At 45.1% G+C, this 21,195-nt stretch carries 19 protein-coding genes and 2 tRNA genes; 5 read left to right on the top strand and 16 right to left on the bottom strand.

Translation table 11 applies throughout. The annotated features are described in order from the left end of the window. Positions 1–19: 19 nt before the first annotated feature. From IX91_RS10540 to IX91_RS10485, 12 genes are all read right to left on the bottom strand, one after another. The gene (locus IX91_RS10540; protein ID WP_004748461.1) at positions 20–997 is read right to left on the bottom strand and encodes a DUF3080 domain-containing protein; all 978 of its coding nucleotides are present in this window, start codon (positions 995–997) and stop codon (positions 20–22) included. Further along, entirely contained in the window at positions 994–1,812 is an 819-nt protein-coding gene (locus tag IX91_RS10535) for an AraC family transcriptional regulator (RefSeq protein WP_004748463.1), read from the bottom strand. The genes IX91_RS10540 and IX91_RS10535 overlap by 4 nt, the downstream gene beginning before the upstream one ends. Positions 1,813–1,828: 16 nt before the next feature. Further along, positions 1,829–2,377: a YbhB/YbcL family Raf kinase inhibitor-like protein gene (locus tag IX91_RS10530; protein ID WP_004748465.1), complete on the bottom strand. Its 549-nt coding sequence runs from the start codon at positions 2,375–2,377 to the stop codon at positions 1,829–1,831. A 175-nt stretch (positions 2,378–2,552) separates the two neighbouring features. Next, positions 2,553–3,233, bottom strand: coding sequence for an SDR family oxidoreductase (locus tag IX91_RS10525; protein WP_004748467.1), 681 nt, complete (start codon positions 3,231–3,233; stop codon positions 2,553–2,555). 50 nt (positions 3,234–3,283) lie between these two features. Then, the gene (locus IX91_RS10520) at positions 3,284–4,303 is read right to left on the bottom strand and encodes a substrate-binding domain-containing protein (RefSeq protein WP_004748469.1); all 1,020 of its coding nucleotides are present in this window, start codon (positions 4,301–4,303) and stop codon (positions 3,284–3,286) included. A gap of 130 nt (positions 4,304–4,433) precedes the next feature. Then, positions 4,434–5,528 carry an ABC transporter ATP-binding protein gene (locus IX91_RS10515; protein WP_004748470.1) on the bottom strand — a complete coding sequence of 365 codons (1,095 nt, stop codon included), beginning with the start codon at positions 5,526–5,528 and terminating at the stop codon, positions 4,434–4,436. Continuing rightward, positions 5,528–6,877: a GH1 family beta-glucosidase gene (locus IX91_RS10510; protein ID WP_004748471.1), complete on the bottom strand. Its 1,350-nt coding sequence runs from the start codon at positions 6,875–6,877 to the stop codon at positions 5,528–5,530. The genes IX91_RS10515 and IX91_RS10510 overlap by 1 nt, the downstream gene beginning before the upstream one ends. 16 nt (positions 6,878–6,893) lie before the next feature. After that, entirely contained in the window at positions 6,894–7,775 is an 882-nt protein-coding gene (locus tag IX91_RS10505) for a carbohydrate ABC transporter permease (protein WP_004748472.1), read from the bottom strand. Between the two features lies 1 nt (position 7,776). After that, positions 7,777–8,766: a carbohydrate ABC transporter permease gene (locus tag IX91_RS10500; protein WP_004748474.1), complete on the bottom strand. Its 990-nt coding sequence runs from the start codon at positions 8,764–8,766 to the stop codon at positions 7,777–7,779. A 62-nt stretch (positions 8,767–8,828) separates the two neighbouring features. Then, on the bottom strand, positions 8,829–10,073 hold the full coding sequence (locus tag IX91_RS10495) for an ABC transporter substrate-binding protein (RefSeq protein WP_004748475.1): 1,245 nt from the start codon (positions 10,071–10,073) through the stop codon (positions 8,829–8,831). Between the two features lie 24 nt (positions 10,074–10,097). Further along, a complete protein-coding gene (locus IX91_RS10490) occupies positions 10,098–11,093 on the bottom strand; it encodes a LacI family DNA-binding transcriptional regulator (RefSeq protein WP_004748476.1) in 996 nt (331 codons plus the stop codon). Between the two features lie 361 nt (positions 11,094–11,454). Further along, on the bottom strand, positions 11,455–12,783 hold the full coding sequence (locus tag IX91_RS10485; protein WP_004748478.1) for a carbohydrate porin: 1,329 nt from the start codon (positions 12,781–12,783) through the stop codon (positions 11,455–11,457). Between the two features lie 565 nt (positions 12,784–13,348). Between IX91_RS10485 and IX91_RS10475 the strand changes: the two genes are divergently transcribed. Together IX91_RS10475 and IX91_RS10470 are read left to right on the top strand one after the other, a co-directional pair. Next, entirely contained in the window at positions 13,349–14,272 is a 924-nt protein-coding gene (locus tag IX91_RS10475) for a histone deacetylase family protein (protein WP_004748480.1), read from the top strand. Positions 14,273–14,282: 10 nt separating this feature from the next. Further along, entirely contained in the window at positions 14,283–14,765 is a 483-nt protein-coding gene (locus IX91_RS10470; RefSeq protein WP_004748482.1) for an NUDIX domain-containing protein, read from the top strand. 160 nt (positions 14,766–14,925) lie between these two features. Here the strand turns inward: IX91_RS10470 and IX91_RS10465 are convergent. From IX91_RS10465 to IX91_RS10450, 4 genes are all read right to left on the bottom strand, one after another. Then, positions 14,926–15,016: transfer RNA gene (locus tag IX91_RS10465), tRNA-Ser, on the bottom strand. 260 nt (positions 15,017–15,276) lie between these two features. Further along, positions 15,277–15,353, bottom strand: a tRNA-Pro gene (locus IX91_RS10460). Positions 15,354–15,407: 54 nt separating this feature from the next. Continuing rightward, entirely contained in the window at positions 15,408–17,213 is a 1,806-nt protein-coding gene (locus tag IX91_RS10455) for a DUF3413 domain-containing protein (RefSeq protein WP_004748484.1), read from the bottom strand. 28 nt (positions 17,214–17,241) lie between these two features. After that, positions 17,242–17,466 (bottom strand): YejL family protein, encoded by a 225-nt coding sequence (locus tag IX91_RS10450; RefSeq protein WP_004748486.1) that lies wholly within the window; start codon positions 17,464–17,466, stop codon positions 17,242–17,244. An 84-nt stretch (positions 17,467–17,550) separates the two neighbouring features. Here IX91_RS10450 and yejK point away from each other — a divergent pair, with 84 nt between their 5' ends. From yejK to IX91_RS10435, 3 genes are all read left to right on the top strand, one after another. Next, on the top strand, positions 17,551–18,552 hold the full coding sequence (gene yejK / locus IX91_RS10445) for a nucleoid-associated protein YejK (RefSeq protein WP_004748487.1): 1,002 nt from the start codon (positions 17,551–17,553) through the stop codon (positions 18,550–18,552). Between the two features lie 105 nt (positions 18,553–18,657). Further along, on the top strand, positions 18,658–19,959 hold the full coding sequence (locus IX91_RS10440; protein WP_004748488.1) for an Hpt domain-containing protein: 1,302 nt from the start codon (positions 18,658–18,660) through the stop codon (positions 19,957–19,959). 68 nt (positions 19,960–20,027) lie between these two features. Beyond that, positions 20,028–21,176 (top strand): MPN domain-containing protein, encoded by a 1,149-nt coding sequence (locus IX91_RS10435; RefSeq protein WP_004748490.1) that lies wholly within the window; start codon positions 20,028–20,030, stop codon positions 21,174–21,176. Positions 21,177–21,195: the final 19 nt, after the last annotated feature.

The raw sequence follows: 21,195 nt of genomic DNA, 5'->3' as shown, positions 1-21,195 counted from the left end.
ATATTTATACTGCTTGGTATCAACCTACTTTGCGCCCACAGCGTTTAAACAGCTGTTGCCAATAATCGACGTGACGACGTATAGCTTGACGAAACTCCATATGGTGATTCTTTAGTGGATACACATACCTATGAATGTTTGGCTTGGGGTCAAACAGATTTAGGTTTGATGACAGGGTCTGATAATAGCCGTCGAGCTGAGCCATATAGGGTTGAACCTTACCCACAAATTGCTGTTCAAAGACATTGTTTAGATATTTGAACTTAGTGGTATCGCGATTTTGAGCGCAGATTATATTGTGGTCATATTCTGTGAGTTGCTGGGTGACGTGGTTTAGTTTGCTCGTTGCCATCGCGAGAGAGTAACTTAGATTGCCCACAATAACCTTTTTCTCAAGAACCTCTTGAACGTCAATCACTTGGTTACTTACGCTGTCAGAAGCGCGATTCAAAGTTGCTAACGCTTGATTGATTTCAACCACTGTTTGGCCAAGGTTGGGTTCTAGCCACTGAGTTCCGCTGAGCTGCTTTTGCATCGCATCACTAGCAAATATTAGGTTCCAGTGATGCACCTCAAACTGAGACTGCTTTTGTTGTTGAATCTCGACAAGTTTCATTACTAGATCTGGTTCTAGGCCGTTACTGTTTATGCACTGAGAGAGGCCATCCAATAACGCTGTTTGGTAGTCATAATTACGAAACTCGTCGGCAACTTTTCCTAAAACAGAGTTCTTCTCCGCTATCAGATTAAACAAACCACACTGCCTTAGTTGGTAACTGTCGAGCAGGCCGATAGAGACAGAAGGCACGTCAACGTATAAATCGCGCTTTCGGGGCAACTGAGCGTAGCTCACTGTATCTTTATTTACTTTGGGTGCGTCTTGCACTCTTGCAACGCGAGTTAAGTAGTCATCAAAAAGGTGGCTTGGGCTGTCTGTTTGACAAGCCACGAGAGTAAGCAAAATAACTGATATCAACACTGAGCGCGCTTTTGTCATACCAATGCTCCGTCAGTTACCTCTGATGGTTCTGCATGTCCTCGAATTGTTCGCATATACTCTATTGGTGTTAAACCGAACTTAGACCTAAAACGCTGGCTGAAGCGTTGCTCAGACTTATAGCCACACATATACGCTAATTGAAGCACACTTAATGATTGGTCTTGCATCAAACTGAGTGCATGACTAAGCCGTACATCACTAAGAACCTCTCTATATCGGACATCTTCTTTCTTGAGTCGGCGAATGAAAGTAGCTCGACTAACTGCAAAATGAGCCGCCACCTCTTCTAAAGGGTGAGCTTTACTAGGTGAAAGTGAGAGGTAGCGGGTAAGTTGTTCGCTAAAGGAAGTATGGTGGCTGACAAAAAGATGATGCAGAGCGCCGCGCTCAGCTAGTTGTTGATACAGAGGGGCTAACCAAAGACGTTGGGTCTCTGTGCTCATGGGCGACAGATTGAGTGAAAAGAGGATGTTCAAAGTCTGCTCAAGAGCTTTGTCGCTGTTAGTCCATTGCCTATTTTGTCCTGCTGAATTTTCCTGACTGAGCAATATTTGGCTTTCTTCTGGCGCTTGGTGAAAGCTGAACACCCGAGAAAGGAACGCGCCTTTTTCCGGGGAGTTCTCGAAACTAAAGCGCGATGAACGACTGCAAAGTAGCAGTTTCGAGTGAGTAAGTGCGATGTTTCCACCGCTCTGGAACAAACGTTTACTGCCAGAAATTATTTGGATGATGCTCGGAGAATGAATCGTCACATTGCGCAGTTTTTGTGAATGCTGAGCTCTAAATGTTGCAATTTGATATACGTGATTCATCACTTCTCCTGACTGTTTAACGTGTGTATGTTGCGGTCAAGGTTGCTTTGTCTAATGCAATACTATTAAGGGTAAACCCAACGACAGCAGCTGGTGTGTTTTTATCGAGTCCGAGTTTTGCTTTTGGCAGAGCCCACACTGTAAATTGGTAACGGTGCATACCGTCTGCAACAGGAGGACATGCACCTCCAAATCCAGCAGAACCATAATCTATACGAACTTCGCGACCACCAAGCTCAGTGATGTTTACGCCTCTTGGCAGTTGAGTTGTTTTGGCTGGAACATCTAATGCAATCCAATGCCAAAAGCCGCTTTCTGTTGGCGCATCAGGATCGTAGGCAGTAATTGCAAAGCTTTTTGTACCTTCCGGGATATCCTTCCAACTCAGTTGAGGCGATAAGTTATCTCCTGTGCATCCCCAACCTGAATATTCAAAGGTCTTAGCCATCGGATGGCCTTCTTGAATGTCATCACTATAGATTTGAAGTGCACTAGCTACGCCAGAAAAAGCGATGCCAGCAATAGATAGTAGTGTGAAACCAAGTTGTTGTTTGATCGTCTTCATTGTGACTTTCCTTATTTTTAATCTGTTTATCTAATAGCGTTAAGCCAATTCAGATTAAGGAAAGAACAGCAATTTTAATCAACAAAAAGTATCAAATTTGTCTTCAAAAGTAGTTTATTTGATACTTAGTGTTTTTGGGAGTTTTTATTAAACCAGTAAGTGGTCCACGTGTTGATTACCAAGGTAAACGATCACCGTTGTAGTTAATAAACTCACCAGAACAGGCTTGATCTGTTTGTTCAATCACTTTGATTAAACCCTTTGCGGAAGTGTCGGTATCAATCAACGCATTAGGCCCGCCCATTTCAGTTTGTACCCAGCCAGGGTGAAGTGCTAACACGGTAAAACCTTCAGCTGTCAGATCGTTGCTTAAGCTTTTAACTACAGAGTTGAGGGCTGCTTTTGATGAGCGGTAAATGTAGCCACCACCTGAAGTATTCTCAGTCATGCTGCCGACTTTAGACGAGAGGCAAGCAATTTTCTTTAGCTGTCCTTTTTGCAGGTTAGGGTATAAAGCCTCTACCAGTTTCAACGGCGCAATGGTGTTGATTTCAAAGACTTTTCGCCACTCATCAACATCGGTATTACCAAAGCCATAACCTTTTGGTCCGTAGTAGCCTGCGTTGTTGATCAGCAAATCGATAGCGGGTAATGCATTGGCAAATTCACTCAGTCCTTGATAATCCGTTATATCTAATGGGTGGCAGGTTAGGTTGTTACCTTCCAGTTCCAGAAGCTCCAGCGAACTACTTTCTGAGCGATAGGTGGCGTGGACTTGCCAGCCTAGAGCAAGATAGTTTTTCGCTAAGCTTAATCCTATACCACGGTTCGCTCCGGTGATTACAACAGTTTTCATCGCAAGTCCTTTAGATATTCTCAGAGTGTTTATTGAAGAATATCAGAAAGCTAACGGTAAAGGGACTTGGTCGATTGCCTGATAATAAGCTCGATAGGTGGCAGGCGAACTTGATGTCTGTTACCACTTAACAAGTTAAGAATTGACTCTGCACAGACAACGCCGACTTCTTCTACGGGTTGACGCATCGTGGTGAGCGCAGGGGTAAAGTAAAATGAGGTCGGGAGATCATCAAAGCCTACCACTGAGATATCTTCTGGTACTCGATAGCCGTGGTCATGCAGGGCTTTGATCGCCCCATAGGCCGTTTGGTCATTGGCAGCGAAAATGGCACTGAAGTGACTCTTAGAATCAATCAATTCCTTAGTCAGTTGATAGCCACATTCACTGCTGAAATCGCCTTGTTTAATCAGTTTTGGCTGAACCTTGATTCCTGCCTCTTGCAACGCTTTCTTGTAGCCAACAAAGCGTGCGACCGCGTCGGGTTGGTTGAGCAAACCTTTAATATGGGCAATGTTTAAGTGACCTTGTTGAAGTAGGTGTAAGGTCGCCATGTAACCACCAAGTACATTATCGATGTTAACGCAGCGCACCCGTTCGCCAATCACATCATAGCCAACAGCGACAACAGGGATGTTTTCTGCATATTCAAGGATTTGTTTCTCGGTGAGACTACCTGTGACAATGATGACGCCATCGACATTACTTTTGGACAAGTAGTCTAGAGCATGAGATTCAAGTTTGTTTTTCCAGTGTCCGGTCGCGATAACCAGAGAATAGCCTTGTGCATTGAGGACTTTCTCCATGTCATTCAGAATACGGCTTGTATGAGGGCTTTCGGGGTTTTGTACCAGAACGCCAATGGTCATGGAGCGTGTGTTGCTGCCCTGATTCATGGTGTAGTTAGGCTTATAGCTCAGCGTTTTTATTGCTTGCTCAATGTTGTAGCTTTTTTCATCAGAGACGTAAGTTGTCCGATTGAGAAAGCGGGAAACAGTACTGGGTGAGACACCAGCAAGTTTGGCGACATCATAGATCGAGGGGGATTTATTCTTCTTTTTTGATTTCATCGAACCAACAACAAAGCAAGCCAAATACTGAATATAGAAAACACCCAGTCAGAGCTCAATACAGCTGATAGGGAAGTGAGAGGTCTATTAATAAGCCGATGCTTAAGTGAGCATCGGCTTACTCACGCTTTTAGAAGGTGGCCAGTGAATTTTCACTCAAGGCATCAAACAGGTGAACCGCATCTAAATCGAGATACAGAGTCAGTTCATTGACATCAACTTCCGCCGCTTGTGTTTCTACCATCAGTGGCTGCCCCGCTATTTCCGTTTTTAGCAGTATGCTTGCGCCCAGCAGTTCTTTGTCCTTGATCTTGACCGGTAACGGCAGAACCCGATCATGGTCCACCTGTTCGGCACGCAGGTGGATATCCGTTGGTCTAACACCGAAGTGAAGTGATAGATTTTTAGAGGCATGCGCGTGGAAACGCTGTGGAAGCGGGATGCGCACATCACCAAGCTCTATCTGCCAATTGCCTTCATCGCCAACTAATTGTGCGTCAAGCATGTTCATCGATGGGTTACCAATGAACTGAGCAACAAACTTATTAGCAGGTTGCTGGAATACTTGTGTTGGTGTACCAACTTGTGCGACATAGCCATCTTTGAGAATGACAATACGATCAGCCAGTGTCATGGCTTCTATTTGGTCATGGGTGACGTAGATAGTGGTAGTTTGTAGTTCTCGATGAAGCTGCTTGATCTCTTCGCGCATGGTACCGCGCAGCTTGGCATCTAAGTTTGAAAGCGGCTCATCAAACAAGAACACTTTTGGTGTACGGACCATAGCTCGCCCCATTGCAACTCGCTGACGCTGTCCACCAGAAAGCTCTTTAGGTTTGCGATCGAGAAGTGGCTCTAGTTCCAACATTTTTGCTGCTTTACGCACTTCAACATCAATCTGGCTTTTTGCCATGCCTTTGAGCTTGAGGGCAAATGCGATGTTTTCGTATACCGTCATATGTGGGTAAAGTGCATAGCTCTGGAATACCATCGCTAAGTCTCTATCTTTAGCATCGATTTTATTCATCAGCTTATCGCCAACAAGTATCTCGCCAGCAGTGATGCTTTCTAGGCCAGCCAGCATGCGCAGCGTGGTTGACTTGCCGCAACCAGATGGACCGAGGAAAACCACAAACTCACCATCGTTGACGGTGAAATCGAAGTGTTTCACTACCTCGACATCGTCGTAAGATTTCTTGATGTTTTTGAATTCAACTTTAGCCATTACAAATTCTCCTCTCGGCGCTCAAGTAGCATGTTACGGTAAGCAATGGCGCTCTGTTTTAGCGTACGTTTTTGGGTTTCATACTCAACGTGCACGATACCGAAACGCTGCTTGTAACCAAATGCCCACTCGAAGTTATCCATTAGGCTCCATGCGAAGTAGCCTTGTACGTTGACACCAGATTTAATAGCGCTATCCACCGCTTCTAAGTGTGCTTGGAAATAGTTAACACGTTGGGTGTCATTCACTTCACCATTGATACAATCGTCTTCTCCTGCAGCCCCATTTTCAGTGATGTAAAGTGGCGGCAGGTTGTCGTAACGGTCGTTAAGACGGAGTAGTAGATCAGTGAGTGCTTGTGGGTAGATCTCCCAGCCGATAAAGGTATGTTCATTTTCTGGCTGAGGCACGTCTTTGATATCACCATTTTCATCAAAGCGAACCACGCAGCGGGTGTAGAAGTTAATACCGATAAAGTCCAAGTCGGTGCGGATAATGTCGAGATCGCCCTCTAAGATCATCGGCATATTGTGAGATTGACGCTCAAGAACTAACTGCGGATATTCACCTTTCAGCACTGGGTCCATAAACCAGTGGAAACCTTCTGCATCTGAATACTCGGCAGCAGCCACATCGCTATCATTTAAAGGGTACGCTGGTGTGGCATTGAACACACAACCATGCATGGCGTTAGGGGCATTCTTACGCATGTGAGGAATCGCTAAGCCATGAGCTAGCATTAGGTGGTGAGCCGACAAAAAGCCCTCGCGTTCGCCCTTTATACCCGGCGCATGGATTCCCCAACGATAACCTAGATACGAAGAGCAAAACGGTTCGTTAAGCGTGGCGTAGGAGTCGATTTTATCGCCGAAGTACTCACTGACTATGTTAGCGTACTGCTCAAATTTGTAAGCGGTTTCTCGGTTCAGCCAGCCCCCTTTATCTTCAAGGTACTGAGGAAGGTCCCAGTGATAAAGTGTGACAAAGACTTTTAAACCCCGCGCGTGACATTCATCGATGATCTGTTCATAGAACTTTAGCCCTTCTTGATTGACTACACCGTCTTGAGGAATGATGCGGGGCCATGCCATAGACAGTCGGTATGCGTCGACACCTAGCCCTTGAATCATCTCAATGTCTTGTTTCCAAAGATGGAAATGGTCACAGGCAACATCGCCGTTGTCTGCGTTATCTACTGCACCTGGCTTATTGCAGAAGGTGTCCCAGATAGATGGGCTTCGTCCACCAAGTTGAGCACCACCCTCAATCTGATAAGAAGACGTGGCGACGCCAAACAAGAACTCTGGGCTGCGTAATTTAGAATCAGTAGGAAGTTGGAATTTATTCATTGTTATTTAAACCTTTTTAGCCTTTAACAGCGCCTGACGTCAGGCCGCTAATCATTTGTTTCGACGCGAATAGATAAGTAACAACCAGTGGAAGAATCGAAATGGTTGTACCTAGCATGACCGCTCCCCAAGGGGTATTTGGGATACCTTGGACGCTGCGTAGCGCTTGGGTAATGACATAGTTTTCTGGAGTAGTGAGTACAACCAGAGGCTGCATAAACATGTTCCAGAAGAAAACGAATTGAACGATAGCAAGTGTTGCTAGAGCGGGTTTCATCAGTGGTAGGACAACACTCCAGTAGGTTCTAAACTCGCCTGCGCCATCGAGCTTAGCCGCTTCTAACAACTCCTTAGGTACTGACGCAACGACATGCTGTCGCATCAGGAAAATACCAAATGGTGTAGTGGTAAACGGCAGCCACACAGCTAGATGGTTATCGAGCAAGCCAAGGAATTTGACGATCATGAAGTAGGGGATCAAACTGAGCACTGGTGGGATCATCATCGAGCCGACCAACATACCAAACAGCAAGGTTTTGCCTTTGAACTTGTAGACAGCAAACGCATAGCCACCCATGCTACAAAACAGTAATGAAATCGTGGTGCCCAAAAACGCGATGTAGATTGAGTTAAACATCGCTTGCCAGAATGGCATGATTTCCAATAGCTTGGCGTAGTTAACCGCTAAGCTGTCGCCGATAGCGAAGCTGATCCCAGAGCCAAAGATCTCCGTTCTATCACGCGTGGATAGCAGTGCAGACCACAGGAAAGGGAACACGGTCATAATCGCAGAAACGATCAGGACTACAGCAAGTAATGCCATCAGCAGCTTGGTAAATATCTCTAGGCTACGATCACTTGGTCGCCAGCGAGGAGAAGTTATCGAGTTTGTCGTCATCTTATTGCTCTCCCAGACCTTTTTTACCGAAGAAGAAGAATTGAATTGCGGTACAGCCAGCAATCAACATAAACAGCAGCCAAGAGATCGCTGAAGCGGTGCCCATTTCAAGCCATTCCCAACCCACTTTGTATAAGTACATTGAGATGGTTAAGCCAGATTGGCCGGTACCACCCGTGCCACGTGTTAACACGAACGGTTCTTCAAACAGCTGCAGGTTGCCGATGATGGTCATGGTGACTGCAAAGAAGATAAATGGACGAATCATAGGTAATGAAATGCTCCAGAATCGACGCCAAGCGTTAGCACCATCCATACGGGCGGCTTCAAGAATATCTTTTGGAATTGTCATCAAACCGGTTGTGTAGAGCACAATGTTGAAGCCGGTGTATTTCCAGAACACCATAATTGCGATAGACGGTTTCACCATGGTGGCGTCATCAAGCCAACGGATTGGTTGGTAGTCATTTACCCAAGCAAATGCCCAGCCAAACAAAGAGCTATCCGCTAATGCCATCAAGCTTTGGTTAATGATTCCTGAGTTGGGCGAATACATGTTGAAAAAGATCAGCGATGCCGCAACCGTCGAGGTAATGAAAGGAAGAAAGTACGCGGATGTTAACCAGTGGCGAAGACGATCCCCCATCGAGACCAAAATGTAGGCAACGGGCAGAGCGACTAAGTGCTGTGCCACACCTGACGTAATCGCAAGCCAGAGTGTGTTTTTTAATGAGCGCCACAACCAAGGGTCGGTTAGGGCAATGTGGTAGTTCTCTAGCCCCACATAGTCCATAGCGCCAAGGCCTTCGACCGGGTTCCACTCATGAAAAGAGAGATAGATAGAAAAAAGCAGTGGGAAAATCCCAAATACCGAGAAAATAATCAAAAACGGCAGTAGGAATCCATACGGTGTAAGCGCTTTCAAACTCAGGCGAGAAAAAAGGCTTTCGCGTTGTGATGTTTCCATAACCTTGCTCGCTGCATGATTCATAGTAACGACCTCTAGTCAGGAAGGCGCAGTACGCCTTCCTTTCTTACCAAATATGTAACCAATTAAAGATTGCGTGTACGACGCTTAATCATGCGTTCTGCTTCTTTGAGTGCAGTTTTGATGTCTTTACCTTCATCAAGCACTTCCATCAGAGCATTTTCTAAGATTATCGAGCGAGCAACATGGTCACCTTTAGCCGGAGCGACAGGCTTGATGTTTTTCGCCACATCAGCAAACAGCAAACGGGCTTTTTGACCACCGAGGAATTCGACTTCCTCTTGGAACAAAGCGTCATCGTAGGTTTGGGTGTTGGCTGGGAATGCCGCAATGGTTTCAAAGTGCTTAAGTTGAATATCACGACGCGTTGTCATGTATTCAATCAGTTTCCACGCTTCATCTTGGTGTTTTGACTGAGTTGGAATTGAGAGGAAAGAGCCACCCCAGCTACCATAGATACCATCTGGTAGGTGAGAAACGCCCCAGTTACCTGCGGTTTCAGGTGCGATCCAGTTATTGAGGTGACCAAGCAGCCATGCACCAGATAATTGAGTGGCAAAGGTGCCATTGCGGAAACCTTCATACCATTCGTTTGACCACGCTAAGATTCGCGCATCTAAGCCTTTTTCACGGATCTCTTTTGCCACTTCGAATGCATGTACAAAGCGTTCAGAGGTGACCACAGGGTTACCGTCTGTATCGAAGTAGAGCCCTTCTCCCTCAGGCACAGTGGTGAAGATAATCGCTTGGGCAACGTCGGCCGCAGAGGCAATCAGGTAAACGTCTTTTTTCTTCAGCTCTTCACCCGCTTTGATGTAAGAATCCCAGTCTTTGATCGCTTGGTTTACATCAATGCCCGCTTTAGCAAACACATCACTGCGGTAGTACATTACCCCAGGGCCTAGGTCGACAGGCATACCATAAACATCACCGTCGGCACCTTTACCTTGCGCCCAAGCATAAGGAGCAAAACTCTCGGCAAACTTATCGGCACCATAGTTTTCAGATAGGTTAACTAAACCGCCAGAAGCGACAAAAGGGCCAATTTTTTCAACATCAACGACAATAACATCGCCTGCACCTGAGCCTGTCGCAAGGTTAGTGGTCAGTTTGGTGTGGTGGTCGCCATGATTGTTCATCAGATAATCGACCTTGATTCCTGTCTCCTTTTCGAAGTCAGGCAGTAGAACCTTGAGACTGCTATCGAAATCTGGGAAGCCGTCAAAGCGAATATTTGAGTCGGCGGCGTTGACTGTCGTAGCAAGTCCAAGTGCGGTGACAGTGGCAAGCGTCAAAGTTTTTAGTTTCATCTTCTTGTCCTTAAATGACTTTATTTAGAGTTGTTTTACTGAGCTTCGAGGCACTAGGGTAGGTGACAGTTTGAAGCTCACATCTCGCTTGTTTTTGTTGAGTATTTGAATAACCAGTTGAACCGCTTCGGCACTCATTTGCTCAATGGGAAAATTCACGGTTGTAAGAGGCGGCGAAATATAACGAGCGAACAAAATGTCATCGAAGCCAATCAGTGACACCTGTTCTGGGACCTGAATTTTGTGCTCTTTCAATACCTCAAAAGCGCCGAAAGCCATATGATCATTACTGGCAAAAACGGCTGTAAAAGGGCGTTCACGCTTGAGCAGCTTACGCATTGCGCTTATTCCAGACTCTTCGGTAAAACCGGCCTCTGAAATCAGTGCTTCGTCGAACAGGAGTCCCGCTTCTTCAATCGCTTTGCGGTAACCCTGCAGACGCCCCCGTGCATCTGATTTGTCCAGAGGGCCGGTAATACATGCAATGTCGCGATGCCCCATTCGCAACAAATATTCGGTTGCCAGTTGGCCCCCTAATTCGTTATCAATTTCGATACAGTTCTGCGCTAGTTCTGGTACGAAACGATTGACCAAAACCAAAGCCACTCCTTTTGCTTCAAGCTCTGTGAGGTAGTCATCTGAGAGGTGCTGAGTGTGCAAAATCATTGCATCGACTCTACGCCCAAGTAGAAATTCCACCGACTCACGTTGGCCCTGTTCGGTATTTGAGCCAGCAGTGACGATTACGTGATAGCCAAAACGGCGTAGCCTTTTTTCAATACTATGCAGGATGCCAGAATAAAACGGACCACCGAGCTCAGGGACTATGATGCCAATGCTGCCAGTGCGGCTAGATGCGAGTGCCTGAGCAATTGAGTTTGGGCGGTAACCCAGAACTTGAATGGCTTTCTCAACCTTGAGCTTTTTGTCATGGCTTACTCGACTCGTGCCATTGATGACGCGAGATACTGTCGCTTGAGAAACGCCTGCATACTCAGAAACATCTTTTATGGTTGCCACAACTTACCTCTACAACTGCTTTTCACCTAAACGCATGAACGTTTTCGAAACCGCTTTCATGAGGCTTAGTATTAAAGATCTTAGTTAAAGCCTATGTGAGAAAAATCACACTCAAATAAGCCCTGAAAAGCCTTATTGTTCAAAGGATGAAGCGGTATGCAGTTTCTATCTACCTCATGAAACTGTTTCATGAAATGGTTATTTGATGCACAAATGTATTGCTGAGATGATTGAATCTAGGTTTTGCTACCGACAAAAAAAGAGCCGCTAAAAAGCGGCTCAAATGGTTTGGAGTTAAGTTGAAGCGGCTAGCGGAATATTGTTAGATTGCTAGCGAAATAGTTGGACAGTATTGTGCTGATTACCACCAGGCTTCCCACATGGCGCCTAGGCTAAAGGTATCTTGCTTAGCGGTTGTTGTTGCGGTTGCTTTATTGTCGACTTCACCTGCTGTTGCGTAGAAGCGGAGCATTGGACGTGCACCAGATCCCCAATCAAAGGCGATGTTTTGTGAAAGCGTCACTTTCCAACCAGAGTTGTCATCAGAGGCTCTGGCGTAGTCTACTACTTGATAACCTGCTTCCAACCAAGTCGAGTGGACATCATTCCAGAAGTACATAGGGCGAACGATGGCACTGTAGTTGGTTCGCTCATCTTCGACCTTTGAAGAGCCATCGACTGAATAATCGTGGTAGGCAAGCAAGTACTCAACAGCGGCACTTTCACCAAGAGTAGAATTACCTTCAAAGCTCGCATAGAGCGTCGTCAGATTATCGGTTTTCCAGAAAACACCATTATCCGCGTTATCAGAGTATCTTAGTACCAGTCGGTTAGAGCCATTGTTATTTGGGCGAGAGAAAACCGCTCCTAGTTGGTACGCATTAATGCTCTTTGCATCATCAATCGCTTCTGAATCAAATCCGTAGTTAGCGTACAGCTCAAGGTCGGCGAAGCCAAGATTGATACCATGCAGTTTAGAAGTGAAAGCGTAAGCGCCACTGTCGCCAGTACCCGCACCACCAGTACAATTGATTGAAGGATTAGCACCTGGTTCTATCGTTGGGCTACAGCTGTCAACGGCACCGACTACGCCAAAATCAAGTTTGACCGAGCCAAGTTCTAGGTTGTTGATCCCCCCTCCTTGGCCATCGTGCATCATCCAGAAGTAATCATTAATGCCTTGTTGTGGACGCTGGTGGAAGTCACGCCCTGCCCATACATAAGCGTTGGGCTGGCTTTCAAATACATTGGTTGCACCTGCGTAGGCTTTTTTGATGTTTACCTCATCGCCCCAATGGTCGAACATCACTACAACATCCCAGATAGCGCCGTTGTCACTTTGAAAGACCTTTGCCAACTGGAACTCTCCGCCATTGCCTTCGTTGCCTAAACGACCAATCGCTGACGAGCCATTAAATGAACCATCGACCTGAACATATTTCTGGTCTCCGGATTGGTAATGTGCGCCATAGCGAGCATAGCCAGAGAAGACCACTCCAAGAGGAACCTCAATATCAGGTGATAGCACGGCAGGTTGCTGGTCATTGACGTAATCGGTCTGCATCCGGCTTTCCAGTTCTTGGATGCGTTGTTCGAGAGCCTGTAGTTCAGTTTCAGTAGCAAAAGAGGTGACGGAAGCAAGCGAAGCTGCCACTGCAATTGAAATAGGCAATAGCTTAAGTTTTTTCATGATAATTCCCTATATGACATTGTGTTTTTGTTCTATTGGGAATCTTAAAAAATGAAATGGATGAAAAGGTTTGAGCGCTTCACACCACGCCTAGGAGGAGACTGTCATGAAACTACACTCTAGAATTATGAGTCGTTTATTAATATTAAAAACAATTGGATATCTATTTTTCTCACCGGTGATGAATTCAATGAAATCGCTTTCATTTCATGATTTTCTATAAGGTATATCACGTTACATTCAAATGCTTTGCGCTTAAAAAAGCCTCTTGCTTTGAATGCTTTCACTATGCTGAAAGTTTTCATAGAACGTAAAATTCTTACAATCTAGGACGTTCTATACGGCTAGGAAAGAACCATTTTTATCAAAAACCAACTGCTTAATAACATCGCTAGAAACAAAAACAGGGCAGATAAAGTTCCAGCCGCAACCCCTAGTAACAAGTAGTATCGAGTATTCAAAATTAGCCCTCTACATGGTATTGGTAACCATTATCATTTAACTTGTTTTGCAACCGCAAATCAAGCTGATACCATGAATCCAACCTTATGGACTTTGTGTTGTTATGATTCCTCTGATTTACCACTCTCTCTATTCTGAGCTGCCGCTGCCTGACGGGCATCGCTATCCAATCAATAAATATCGACTGCTGTTTGAAGCAATAGAACAGCAGCGAGCTGTAAACCCGGTATGGCAGCAGGCTTTTCAATATGTGCAGCCAGCCCCAGTTGATCAGGTGGAAGTGAGTCAAGTTCATTGTCCTGACTACATACAACTTCTTACGTCAGGTGAACTACCTGCGCCAAAGATGCGTCGTATAGGGTTTCCATGGAGCGAGACACTGATTACTCGGACGCTGACGTCTGCTGGTGGAACCTGCGAAACGGTTCATCAGGCTGTTAAGCATGGTGTCGCTATCCATTTAAGCGGTGGATATCACCATGCGCACAGAGATTTTGGTAGTGGCTTCTGTTTAGTTAACGATCTGGTGTTGGCGGCCAAAAGGGCACTGACTTTTGAAGGGATAGATAAGGTTTTGATTGTTGACAGTGATGTACATCATGGAGATGGCACGGCAACACTGTGTGAAGAAGAGGACGCGATAGTTACGCTCTCTTTCCACTGTGAAAAGAACTTCCCTGCGCGTAAGCCAGATTCTGATCTCGATGTACCGTTAGGCAGGGATACGGGGGATGCTGAGTTTCTTGAGGCATTCACCTCGGTGGTTGAAATGGCTGTTAATCTACATCAGCCCGATCTCATTCTATATGACGCAGGCGTTGATATTCATGAAGATGACGAGCTAGGGTATTTGAGCATCTCTAGTGACGCTATCTACACGCGAGATGTGTTTATGTTTCAACTGGCTCGGAAAAAACAGTTACCGATAGCGTGTGTGGTTGGAGGTGGGTATTGTACAGAACATCAAGCGCTTGTCCCAATCCATATGCAGCTTATTCGCGCTGCGCTGAACGTATACGTAAGTTAAAGGATCTATCATGGAACACAGAATTCGCGCTGCAGGGATATTGATTAAAGACGGTGCAATGCTACTTGTTAAAGTGAAAGACTTTACCGGTGAGTATTGGATTCCACCCGGTGGTGGTATGGAGCCAAGCGATCAAAGCTCGAAAGCCTGTGTGGTTCGTGAGTTTAAAGAAGAGGCGGGCATAGATGTTCAAGTTGGCGAGCTTATCTGCGTAAGGGAGTTTCTCGAAACGCATAAACAGCGCTACCACGCTGAGTTCTTCTATTTGATCGAATCTTATAGCGGTGTTCCAAGTCTCGATAATCTATCGGGCTTGAACGATGAGGAATACATTCAGGATGTCGAGTGGCTACCACTCACTGAACTCGCAAGTAAAAGAATGTATCCGGCAGAACTCAAAGATAAGCTTATCGAGTTGATTGAGGCTAAACGCTTTTCAACTCACCTTGGCAGTTATGTTCAGGGAGAGCATGAAGATATCGATTATCTTTAGAATGATTTAAAACGAAAAAAGCCGCTAATTGCTTAGCGGCTTTTTTACAGAATGTGGCGAAGTGCCGGGGTTGCGCCCAACTAGGGATTTAATAAATCCCTATCGCGTTTTCTTGCTTAAAAACGAGAAAACCCCAGTCTTTCGACTAGGGTTTTGAATGTGGCGGAGAGATAGGGATTTGAACCCTAGATACGCTATTAACGTATGCCGGTTTTCAAGACCGGTGCTTTCAACCACTCAGCCATCTCTCCGTTGTTGAAGCGAATAATATAGAGGTTGAGAAAAGTTGTAAACCCCTAATTTTACTGTTTGCTTTAATAATGAGCGTTTGGCGGTAAAAACTTGAATAGACGACGATTTATTATGCTTTTATAACGTTTGGCAGAGTGAAAACAGCCATTTGCTAGCAAGCCTTTATGAGGAATGGGGAGGGCGTCAATTGCTACTAGAAGCGAATTACTAGGCAAAAGAAAAGCCTGTTGCTTATAAAAACAACAGGCTCTAGGTGTAATGGTCGGACTGACAAGATTTGAACTTGCGACCCCCGACACCCCATGACGGTGCGCTACCAAGCTGCGCTACAGTCCGATGCCTTTAATCTAAACTTAAATGATTAGAGGGTCAATCCTATAAGGCTATGATTTAGTTACTTTTTGCGTAAAAACGCTGCAGCTCAGTCAAACCTTGCATCAACACAGGTAGTGTCGGATTTTCATCTTTTAAGCGTTGGTAATTGGAATCGTACAGTTTGTAATTGCCAAATTTATCAATCACCGTGGTGTTTTTCGCCGTAATCAAAGCAAGTTCACGAGAATCACCCGCTAGAATCCAACGACGTTTGCGCTCATCGAATAGATTACGACCGCTGCTAAAGTCTGTTGGGTTAGATGAAACCCCAAGCAAATCTTGGAGTAGGGTCACTGACATATCTAGGTGGCTGGTTCTGTGCTTGTATTCACCTGCAAGCTTGCCAGGCCAATGAATAACCATAGGAACTTTTAGCTGGTACTGGCTGTAGTTGGTGTTTGAACCCCAGCTGTTAGTTTTGGTTTCATTAAACTCAGTGGCGTGGTTAGAGGTAATGACAATTACTGTCGACTCATCAAGCTCTAGCGCGTTTACTTGCTCAAGCAAATTGCTTAGCTCAGTGTCTGCTTGACCAACCGAGTTTTTGTATCCCGCTTTTAGCTTCTCACCAGTCGGTAGCTGTTGGTCACTGTCGTTGTAGGCGCTGAAATTATCTACGGTTGTCAGTTCAATATAACTAAACCAAGGTTTCTTACCTTGCTGCTGTACCCAATCAGACCACGCATCTATTGCTTGGTTATCAGCCGATTTAGCATCGTTAAACGCGATACCATTAAAGTTCATGCCGCGGAAAACGGTTTCACCGTATAGAGGCTCGTCGAAGTTATCTGCACTAAACAGACCAAATTGGTACTGTTTTTCAAGCAAGGTATCGATAAGGATTGGCTTTGAACCTTGAGCTTTAATGCTACTTGAGTAGCTGCTTGGTAAACCATAAAACAAGCCAAATACACCAAATGAGTCGTTGCTTGAACTGTAGTGGTTGGTGAAGTTCAGGTTGTTCTGCGCAAATTCGTAAGTTGCCGGCATGGCCTGTTCGGTCAGCATATCCGAGCGCAGATTATTAACACTTACGACTAGGATATTGAGCGGATTAGCACGGCGATTAAACTCGATGGTTTCGAGCGGGTAGCTTACCAACTCAATGCTATCTTGGCTTTGCTCAAGGCGTTTGAGGTATTCTTCGCGATCTAATAAGCCATGTCTTTCCATAAATGACTTAGCGGTCATTGGGTAGGAAAGTGGGAAATTGGCGCGCTGAGCGGTGATCGGATTGTAGAAATAAGCATCCGCCCACACATAAATAAGGTGGCTAGCAATAAAGCTAACAAAAAACAGCGCCGATAATGGGCGACCAACATGTTTGTGTGACAGTTTACGTTGTTTACGCCATACCCACTCAGACAACGCGAGTTGGAGTAAAAATATCAGCGGTAAGACAATAAACAAGTGCTGCAGATCAACGCTGATTGTCGAACTTTCATCACTAAACAACACTTCCCAAACTACGGGCGTTAGGTGCAAATTAATGGTTTGGTAGGCTTGCGTGTCGATAAGTAGGATCGTCAATCCTACAGTCGCAAAACAAACCGCCACTAAACGGAACAGTTTTCGTGACGGTATAACAAACGTGAGTGGAAATAGAACCAATAGGTATAAGGCGAAAACCAGGAAGCCAAAATGACCGACCCAAGAAATCATCAAGTAGAATTGACCAAGTAGGGTCTCTGGCCACGGAGACTGAGAGATATAACGGGTACCGATCAGCATTGCAGCGATGATGTTGAAAAAGGCGAACCAGTGTCCCCATCCCACTAAACGCGATACGCGTTCACCGTATGTATTTCCGTTATCGACCATGTAAGTGTTCTATTGTCCGTTATTATTTTTAGTGTTTTTTATCTTCAATTGAAGAAACAAGCGCTTCTGCAAATTTTTCAGCAATTGCTTTGCGTTGTGAAGCAGCAACATCTTGATTTAAGACATTGGTAGCGATATTTCCAGCAATCATTAACGCAAGCTCTGGACCCGCTGCATGTTTTTCAAGTACCGCAGCTACTTCAGTAAGGATTTGTTCTACTTGTTCGTCGCTGTATTTAGATGTAATCGGCATAAAGACTCTAATGATGATAGTAAAGCGGCTTATGATAACCTACAATGCCACGCAACTGAAACCTACGCGGCGATAAATTTCATCATGAGCCTTCATCTTTCAAACGTTATCCTACATCAATTACAGAAAAACGACGCAGATGAACTAGTTGTTAACTTTCGTTCAGAGTCTCTATCTAATGATACTTCGACCGAAGACCTAGTTGCCGAGCTTCATCGTGTGTTCAACTCGAAAGCCGGTAAAGGCTTTGGTTCTTTTAAGTCTGACAGCGAATTTAACAACTGGTTGCAAGATCTTCGTCAAGGAAATCAAAACTTTTACGATTTCTCACAGTTAAGTGCTAACCGCCTTAAAGATGAATTATCAAAATACCCGTTTGCTGACGAAGGTATCTTAGTTTTTGCTGAATATCAGTCACTGGCAACAGATTATCTTTTTGTGGCGATCATTCCATCAAATCAAAGCCTTAAGGTGACAGAAGGTCTAGAGATCAGCGCAACGGACTATCTTGACTTAAGCAAGATGGACATCGCAGCGCGAATCGACTTAACCAGCTTCGAGACTGACAAAGAGTCAAATCGCTACTTAGCTTACATCAAAGGTCGTGTCGGTCGTAAAGTGGCTGACTTTTTCCTCGATTTCTTACAAGCAGAAGTCGGTTTAGACACCAAAGTACAAAACCAAGTGTTGATGCAAGCGGTTGAAGATTTCTGTGCCGACTCTAAGTTAGAGAAAGACGAAGCTATCAGCTACAAAAAGCAAGTCGCTGATTACTGCAATGAGCAAATAAAATCAGGTGATGAAGTTCAAGTTCGTGAACTGTCCGGTGAACTGCCTCCTTCTCAAGATGGCACTAGCTTCTTGGATTACACTCAAGAACAAGGCTACGAACTAGAAGAGAGTTTCCCTGGTGATCGCACTGCCGTACGCAAGCTGACTAAGTATGTAGGTGCGGGCGGTGGCCTGAATGTAAGTTTTGATAGTTTATTGCTTGGTGAGCGTATTTTTTACGATCCAGAAACCGATACGTTAACGATCAAAGGCACACCACCAAATCTACGTGACCAGTTAACACGTAATAAATAGCCTCTCTAGAATAGGACTGACTGCAACATTTTGCTAGTTAGTCCTCCACTTCTGCTTGATAGTGTATATTCTTGTATTACTAGGGATTTATCTACAGGCAAGAGCATGGATGGGAAAGCGCTTAAAATTGGCTGGATATTGTTAGCAGTATGGGTTGTGAGTATTGCTGTAATCGCGAGCAGTTACCGTTCAATCGAATCTACTAAAGAACAGGTCTATGAATTAGGCACGAGCATCCAAGAATTGCGTGATGCTTTTTCTTTTGATTCGCCATATAGAGAAAACATGGCGGATTCTCAATCTCTTAACTTGCAGCTTATCTACGCCCTGCGTCTTCAGCTTGATGCCCACTATCAAAGCAGTTGGTTATTGCCAGACATTAACCGATTATTGTTTACCACTGATCGCTTTATCGAGCAGTCCCAAGTCTATCTAGATAACAACCTTGATCTCCTGAGCTTGGTCGACCAGATTGGTACCATGCGTGAGCGCTATCAGGGACAGAGCACAGAAGTGGTTTACTTCCGCCTTAGTACCAACATGCTTGAAGCCGTGTTTGGTGATAGCGCCTCTAGCCCCCAAGTTTATCGAGACCTCGACAATATATACTCTCAATCTAATCAATTATCGGCTAAAGAGCGCCAAGACCTACAACAGGTATTGGCACAAGTCTCTTCTGTCTTAGGTGGCTACGCGCAAGGTCGATATATTGTAGAGAAACTGCAAACTCACGATGTGCTGAATCAGATCAGTGTGCTACGTGGGGAGTTTGATCAACTGCTTATTCGACATGTTATTCTCGGGGTCTTACTGACCTTGGTTATTCTGGGCGGTTATTTATCACTCCTGCGTGCCAGTGAAACCAAACCAACTCGAATTCCAACTCTACAGGACGAAAAAGAGACAAAACCATCAACACCTGAACCTGAAGAAAGTGCAGCAAGTCCGTCACCAGTTGCCAACAGTGTCGTGACTGCACCGCAAGCGCCTATTGAGCCCGTTATCGAGAGTCCGAACGCTCAAGCGGAACCTATACCGCCAATATCGGAAGCGAACGAAAGTGAAATTGATTTCGACAAGATGCTTGAGTCGTTAAACAACGATATGGAATCGGTGTGTATGTTGCTTGAAGTCTTTATTGAAGATCACACCGGAGATGCGGATAAAATCGTTCAACTAGTTAACGAATCTCCTGAAGAAGCACAACGAAAAGCCCATAGTTTAAAAGGGGTAGGAGGCAACCTAGGTGCGACTAAGTTACGTGAAGCAGCGGGTAAAGTTGAAGTCGCGCTCAAAGATACCAAAAACGTCGAGGCAAGCACGGTTGAAGAGCTGAAAGTTCGCCTAGATCGCGCTATTGAAGAAGCCAGAGTTTTCTTAAAAGAGCGTAATACTATCAATAGTTAACTGTATTCTGACTTTTAAGGTATAGAATATCGCGCGTATTTTATGTCTATTTGAGGTTGAAAATTCAAATGAGCCGTTTTGCTAAAATTTGGCTTCTAACTGCTATTTTGTTGAGTGGTGGCTGTTCATTACTCGAGGTTAAGTTTGATAGCCAAACTACGCCGCTAACCCAACAAGAGCTGAACATGCGTTTGCTGACGCGTGAGTATACCCAACAGTTTTTTTCTCAAGTCGAGCAAGCCGCAGATGCTATCTCTGCCAGTTATGACTCACAGGATAAAGTGCACCAATCCTACGTCTTACTATGGAAAATAAATGCGGAAGAGGGTATCCAGCAATCGACTTACCAAGTCAATCCAACTGCCGCTCTGGTCGATGCTTGGGTGTTTACCGAGCAGATGAATCAGTTTTTCGCATCGGGTGCGGGTAAAGAGCTATTTAGCACACCACATGCTCAGCAAGTATCCAATCAGTTAACCAATGAAATCGATAAACTGGCGAAATCATTATTTAAAGGGACGCACTATAAATCGACGAAGCAGTTTGTGACGGATTTCGCTCGCGCTCATCCATTTGAAGATCTCTCTTTCATCCGTACTCCGGCTTATCGAGCTTGGTTACAAGCGCATGAAATTAGTGAAGATGAAGCGGTTTCAACCCTCGGGACTATGCCAGAAGCGTTAGGGGATGTGTCTGACCGATTAAGTTTAGTCTCTGAGCAGACGCCTAAACTCATGACTTGGAAGGCGCAGCTTATCGCGATGAACAGTAGCGTTAGTGGTGAACAACTGACAGAAACGCTTAAGAGTATTCAGCTCACGTCTGAGTCGTTCCAAGATTTCGTTAACAACAACCCTCAGTATATGGAAGACCTTGCTCGTCAAATGTCGATTCAACTTAAGCCGCTGGTGCAAGAGATTGACAATCGTACTGCAGATAGGTTGGAGCAATTAAGTTCTGAGCGTCAGGCGTTGGAGCAGATGGTCGCCCGTGAACGGGCTGAAATTGCTTTAATCATTAGTGCCGAAAGAGAAAAGTTTGCCCGAGATATTGATAAAGTTTCGCAAGACGTTGTTGCTCTTGCGATGGATAAGCTCGTGGTATTGATTAAGAGCACTATCATCTACTTTGTGTTGTTTATCGTTGCTATTTTCTTCGCGCCGTTAGGCTTAGGTTACCTGTTAGGTAAACGGAGCGCGGCCAAGAAGGTCGATTAGATAAGCAATAAAAAAGCGC

This window comes from Vibrio tubiashii ATCC 19109, from assembly GCF_000772105.1.
Lineage (GTDB): Bacteria > Pseudomonadota > Gammaproteobacteria > Enterobacterales > Vibrionaceae > Vibrio > Vibrio tubiashii.
This window is presented reverse-complemented; position numbering and strand designations above follow the sequence as displayed.

Bases quoted from the DNA above. Each gene is read 5' to 3' on its own strand.
- IX91_RS10540 (WP_004748461.1), bottom strand. From the start codon at position 997: ATGACAAAAGCGCGCTCAGTGTTGATATCAGTTATTTTGCTTACTCTC.
- IX91_RS10535 (WP_004748463.1), bottom strand. From the start codon at position 1,812: ATGAATCACGTATATCAAATTGCAACATTTAGAGCTCAGCATTCACAA.
- IX91_RS10530 (WP_004748465.1), bottom strand. From the start codon at position 2,377: ATGAAGACGATCAAACAACAACTTGGTTTCACACTACTATCTATTGCT.
- IX91_RS10525 (WP_004748467.1), bottom strand. From the start codon at position 3,233: ATGAAAACTGTTGTAATCACCGGAGCGAACCGTGGTATAGGATTAAGC.
- IX91_RS10520 (WP_004748469.1), bottom strand. From the start codon at position 4,303: ATGAAATCAAAAAAGAAGAATAAATCCCCCTCGATCTATGATGTCGCC.
- IX91_RS10515 (WP_004748470.1), bottom strand. From the start codon at position 5,528: ATGGCTAAAGTTGAATTCAAAAACATCAAGAAATCTTACGACGATGTC.
- IX91_RS10510 (WP_004748471.1), bottom strand. From the start codon at position 6,877: ATGAATAAATTCCAACTTCCTACTGATTCTAAATTACGCAGCCCAGAG.
- IX91_RS10505 (WP_004748472.1), bottom strand. From the start codon at position 7,775: ATGACGACAAACTCGATAACTTCTCCTCGCTGGCGACCAAGTGATCGT.
- IX91_RS10500 (WP_004748474.1), bottom strand. From the start codon at position 8,766: ATGAATCATGCAGCGAGCAAGGTTATGGAAACATCACAACGCGAAAGC.
- IX91_RS10495 (WP_004748475.1), bottom strand. From the start codon at position 10,073: ATGAAACTAAAAACTTTGACGCTTGCCACTGTCACCGCACTTGGACTT.
- IX91_RS10485 (WP_004748478.1), bottom strand. From the start codon at position 12,783: ATGAAAAAACTTAAGCTATTGCCTATTTCAATTGCAGTGGCAGCTTCG.
- IX91_RS10475 (WP_004748480.1), top strand. From the start codon at position 13,349: ATGATTCCTCTGATTTACCACTCTCTCTATTCTGAGCTGCCGCTGCCT.
- IX91_RS10470 (WP_004748482.1), top strand. From the start codon at position 14,283: ATGGAACACAGAATTCGCGCTGCAGGGATATTGATTAAAGACGGTGCA.
- IX91_RS10455 (WP_004748484.1), bottom strand. From the start codon at position 17,213: ATGGTCGATAACGGAAATACATACGGTGAACGCGTATCGCGTTTAGTG.
- IX91_RS10450 (WP_004748486.1), bottom strand. From the start codon at position 17,466: ATGCCGATTACATCTAAATACAGCGACGAACAAGTAGAACAAATCCTT.
- yejK (WP_004748487.1), top strand. From the start codon at position 17,551: ATGAGCCTTCATCTTTCAAACGTTATCCTACATCAATTACAGAAAAAC.
- IX91_RS10440 (WP_004748488.1), top strand. From the start codon at position 18,658: ATGGATGGGAAAGCGCTTAAAATTGGCTGGATATTGTTAGCAGTATGG.
- IX91_RS10435 (WP_004748490.1), top strand. From the start codon at position 20,028: ATGAGCCGTTTTGCTAAAATTTGGCTTCTAACTGCTATTTTGTTGAGT.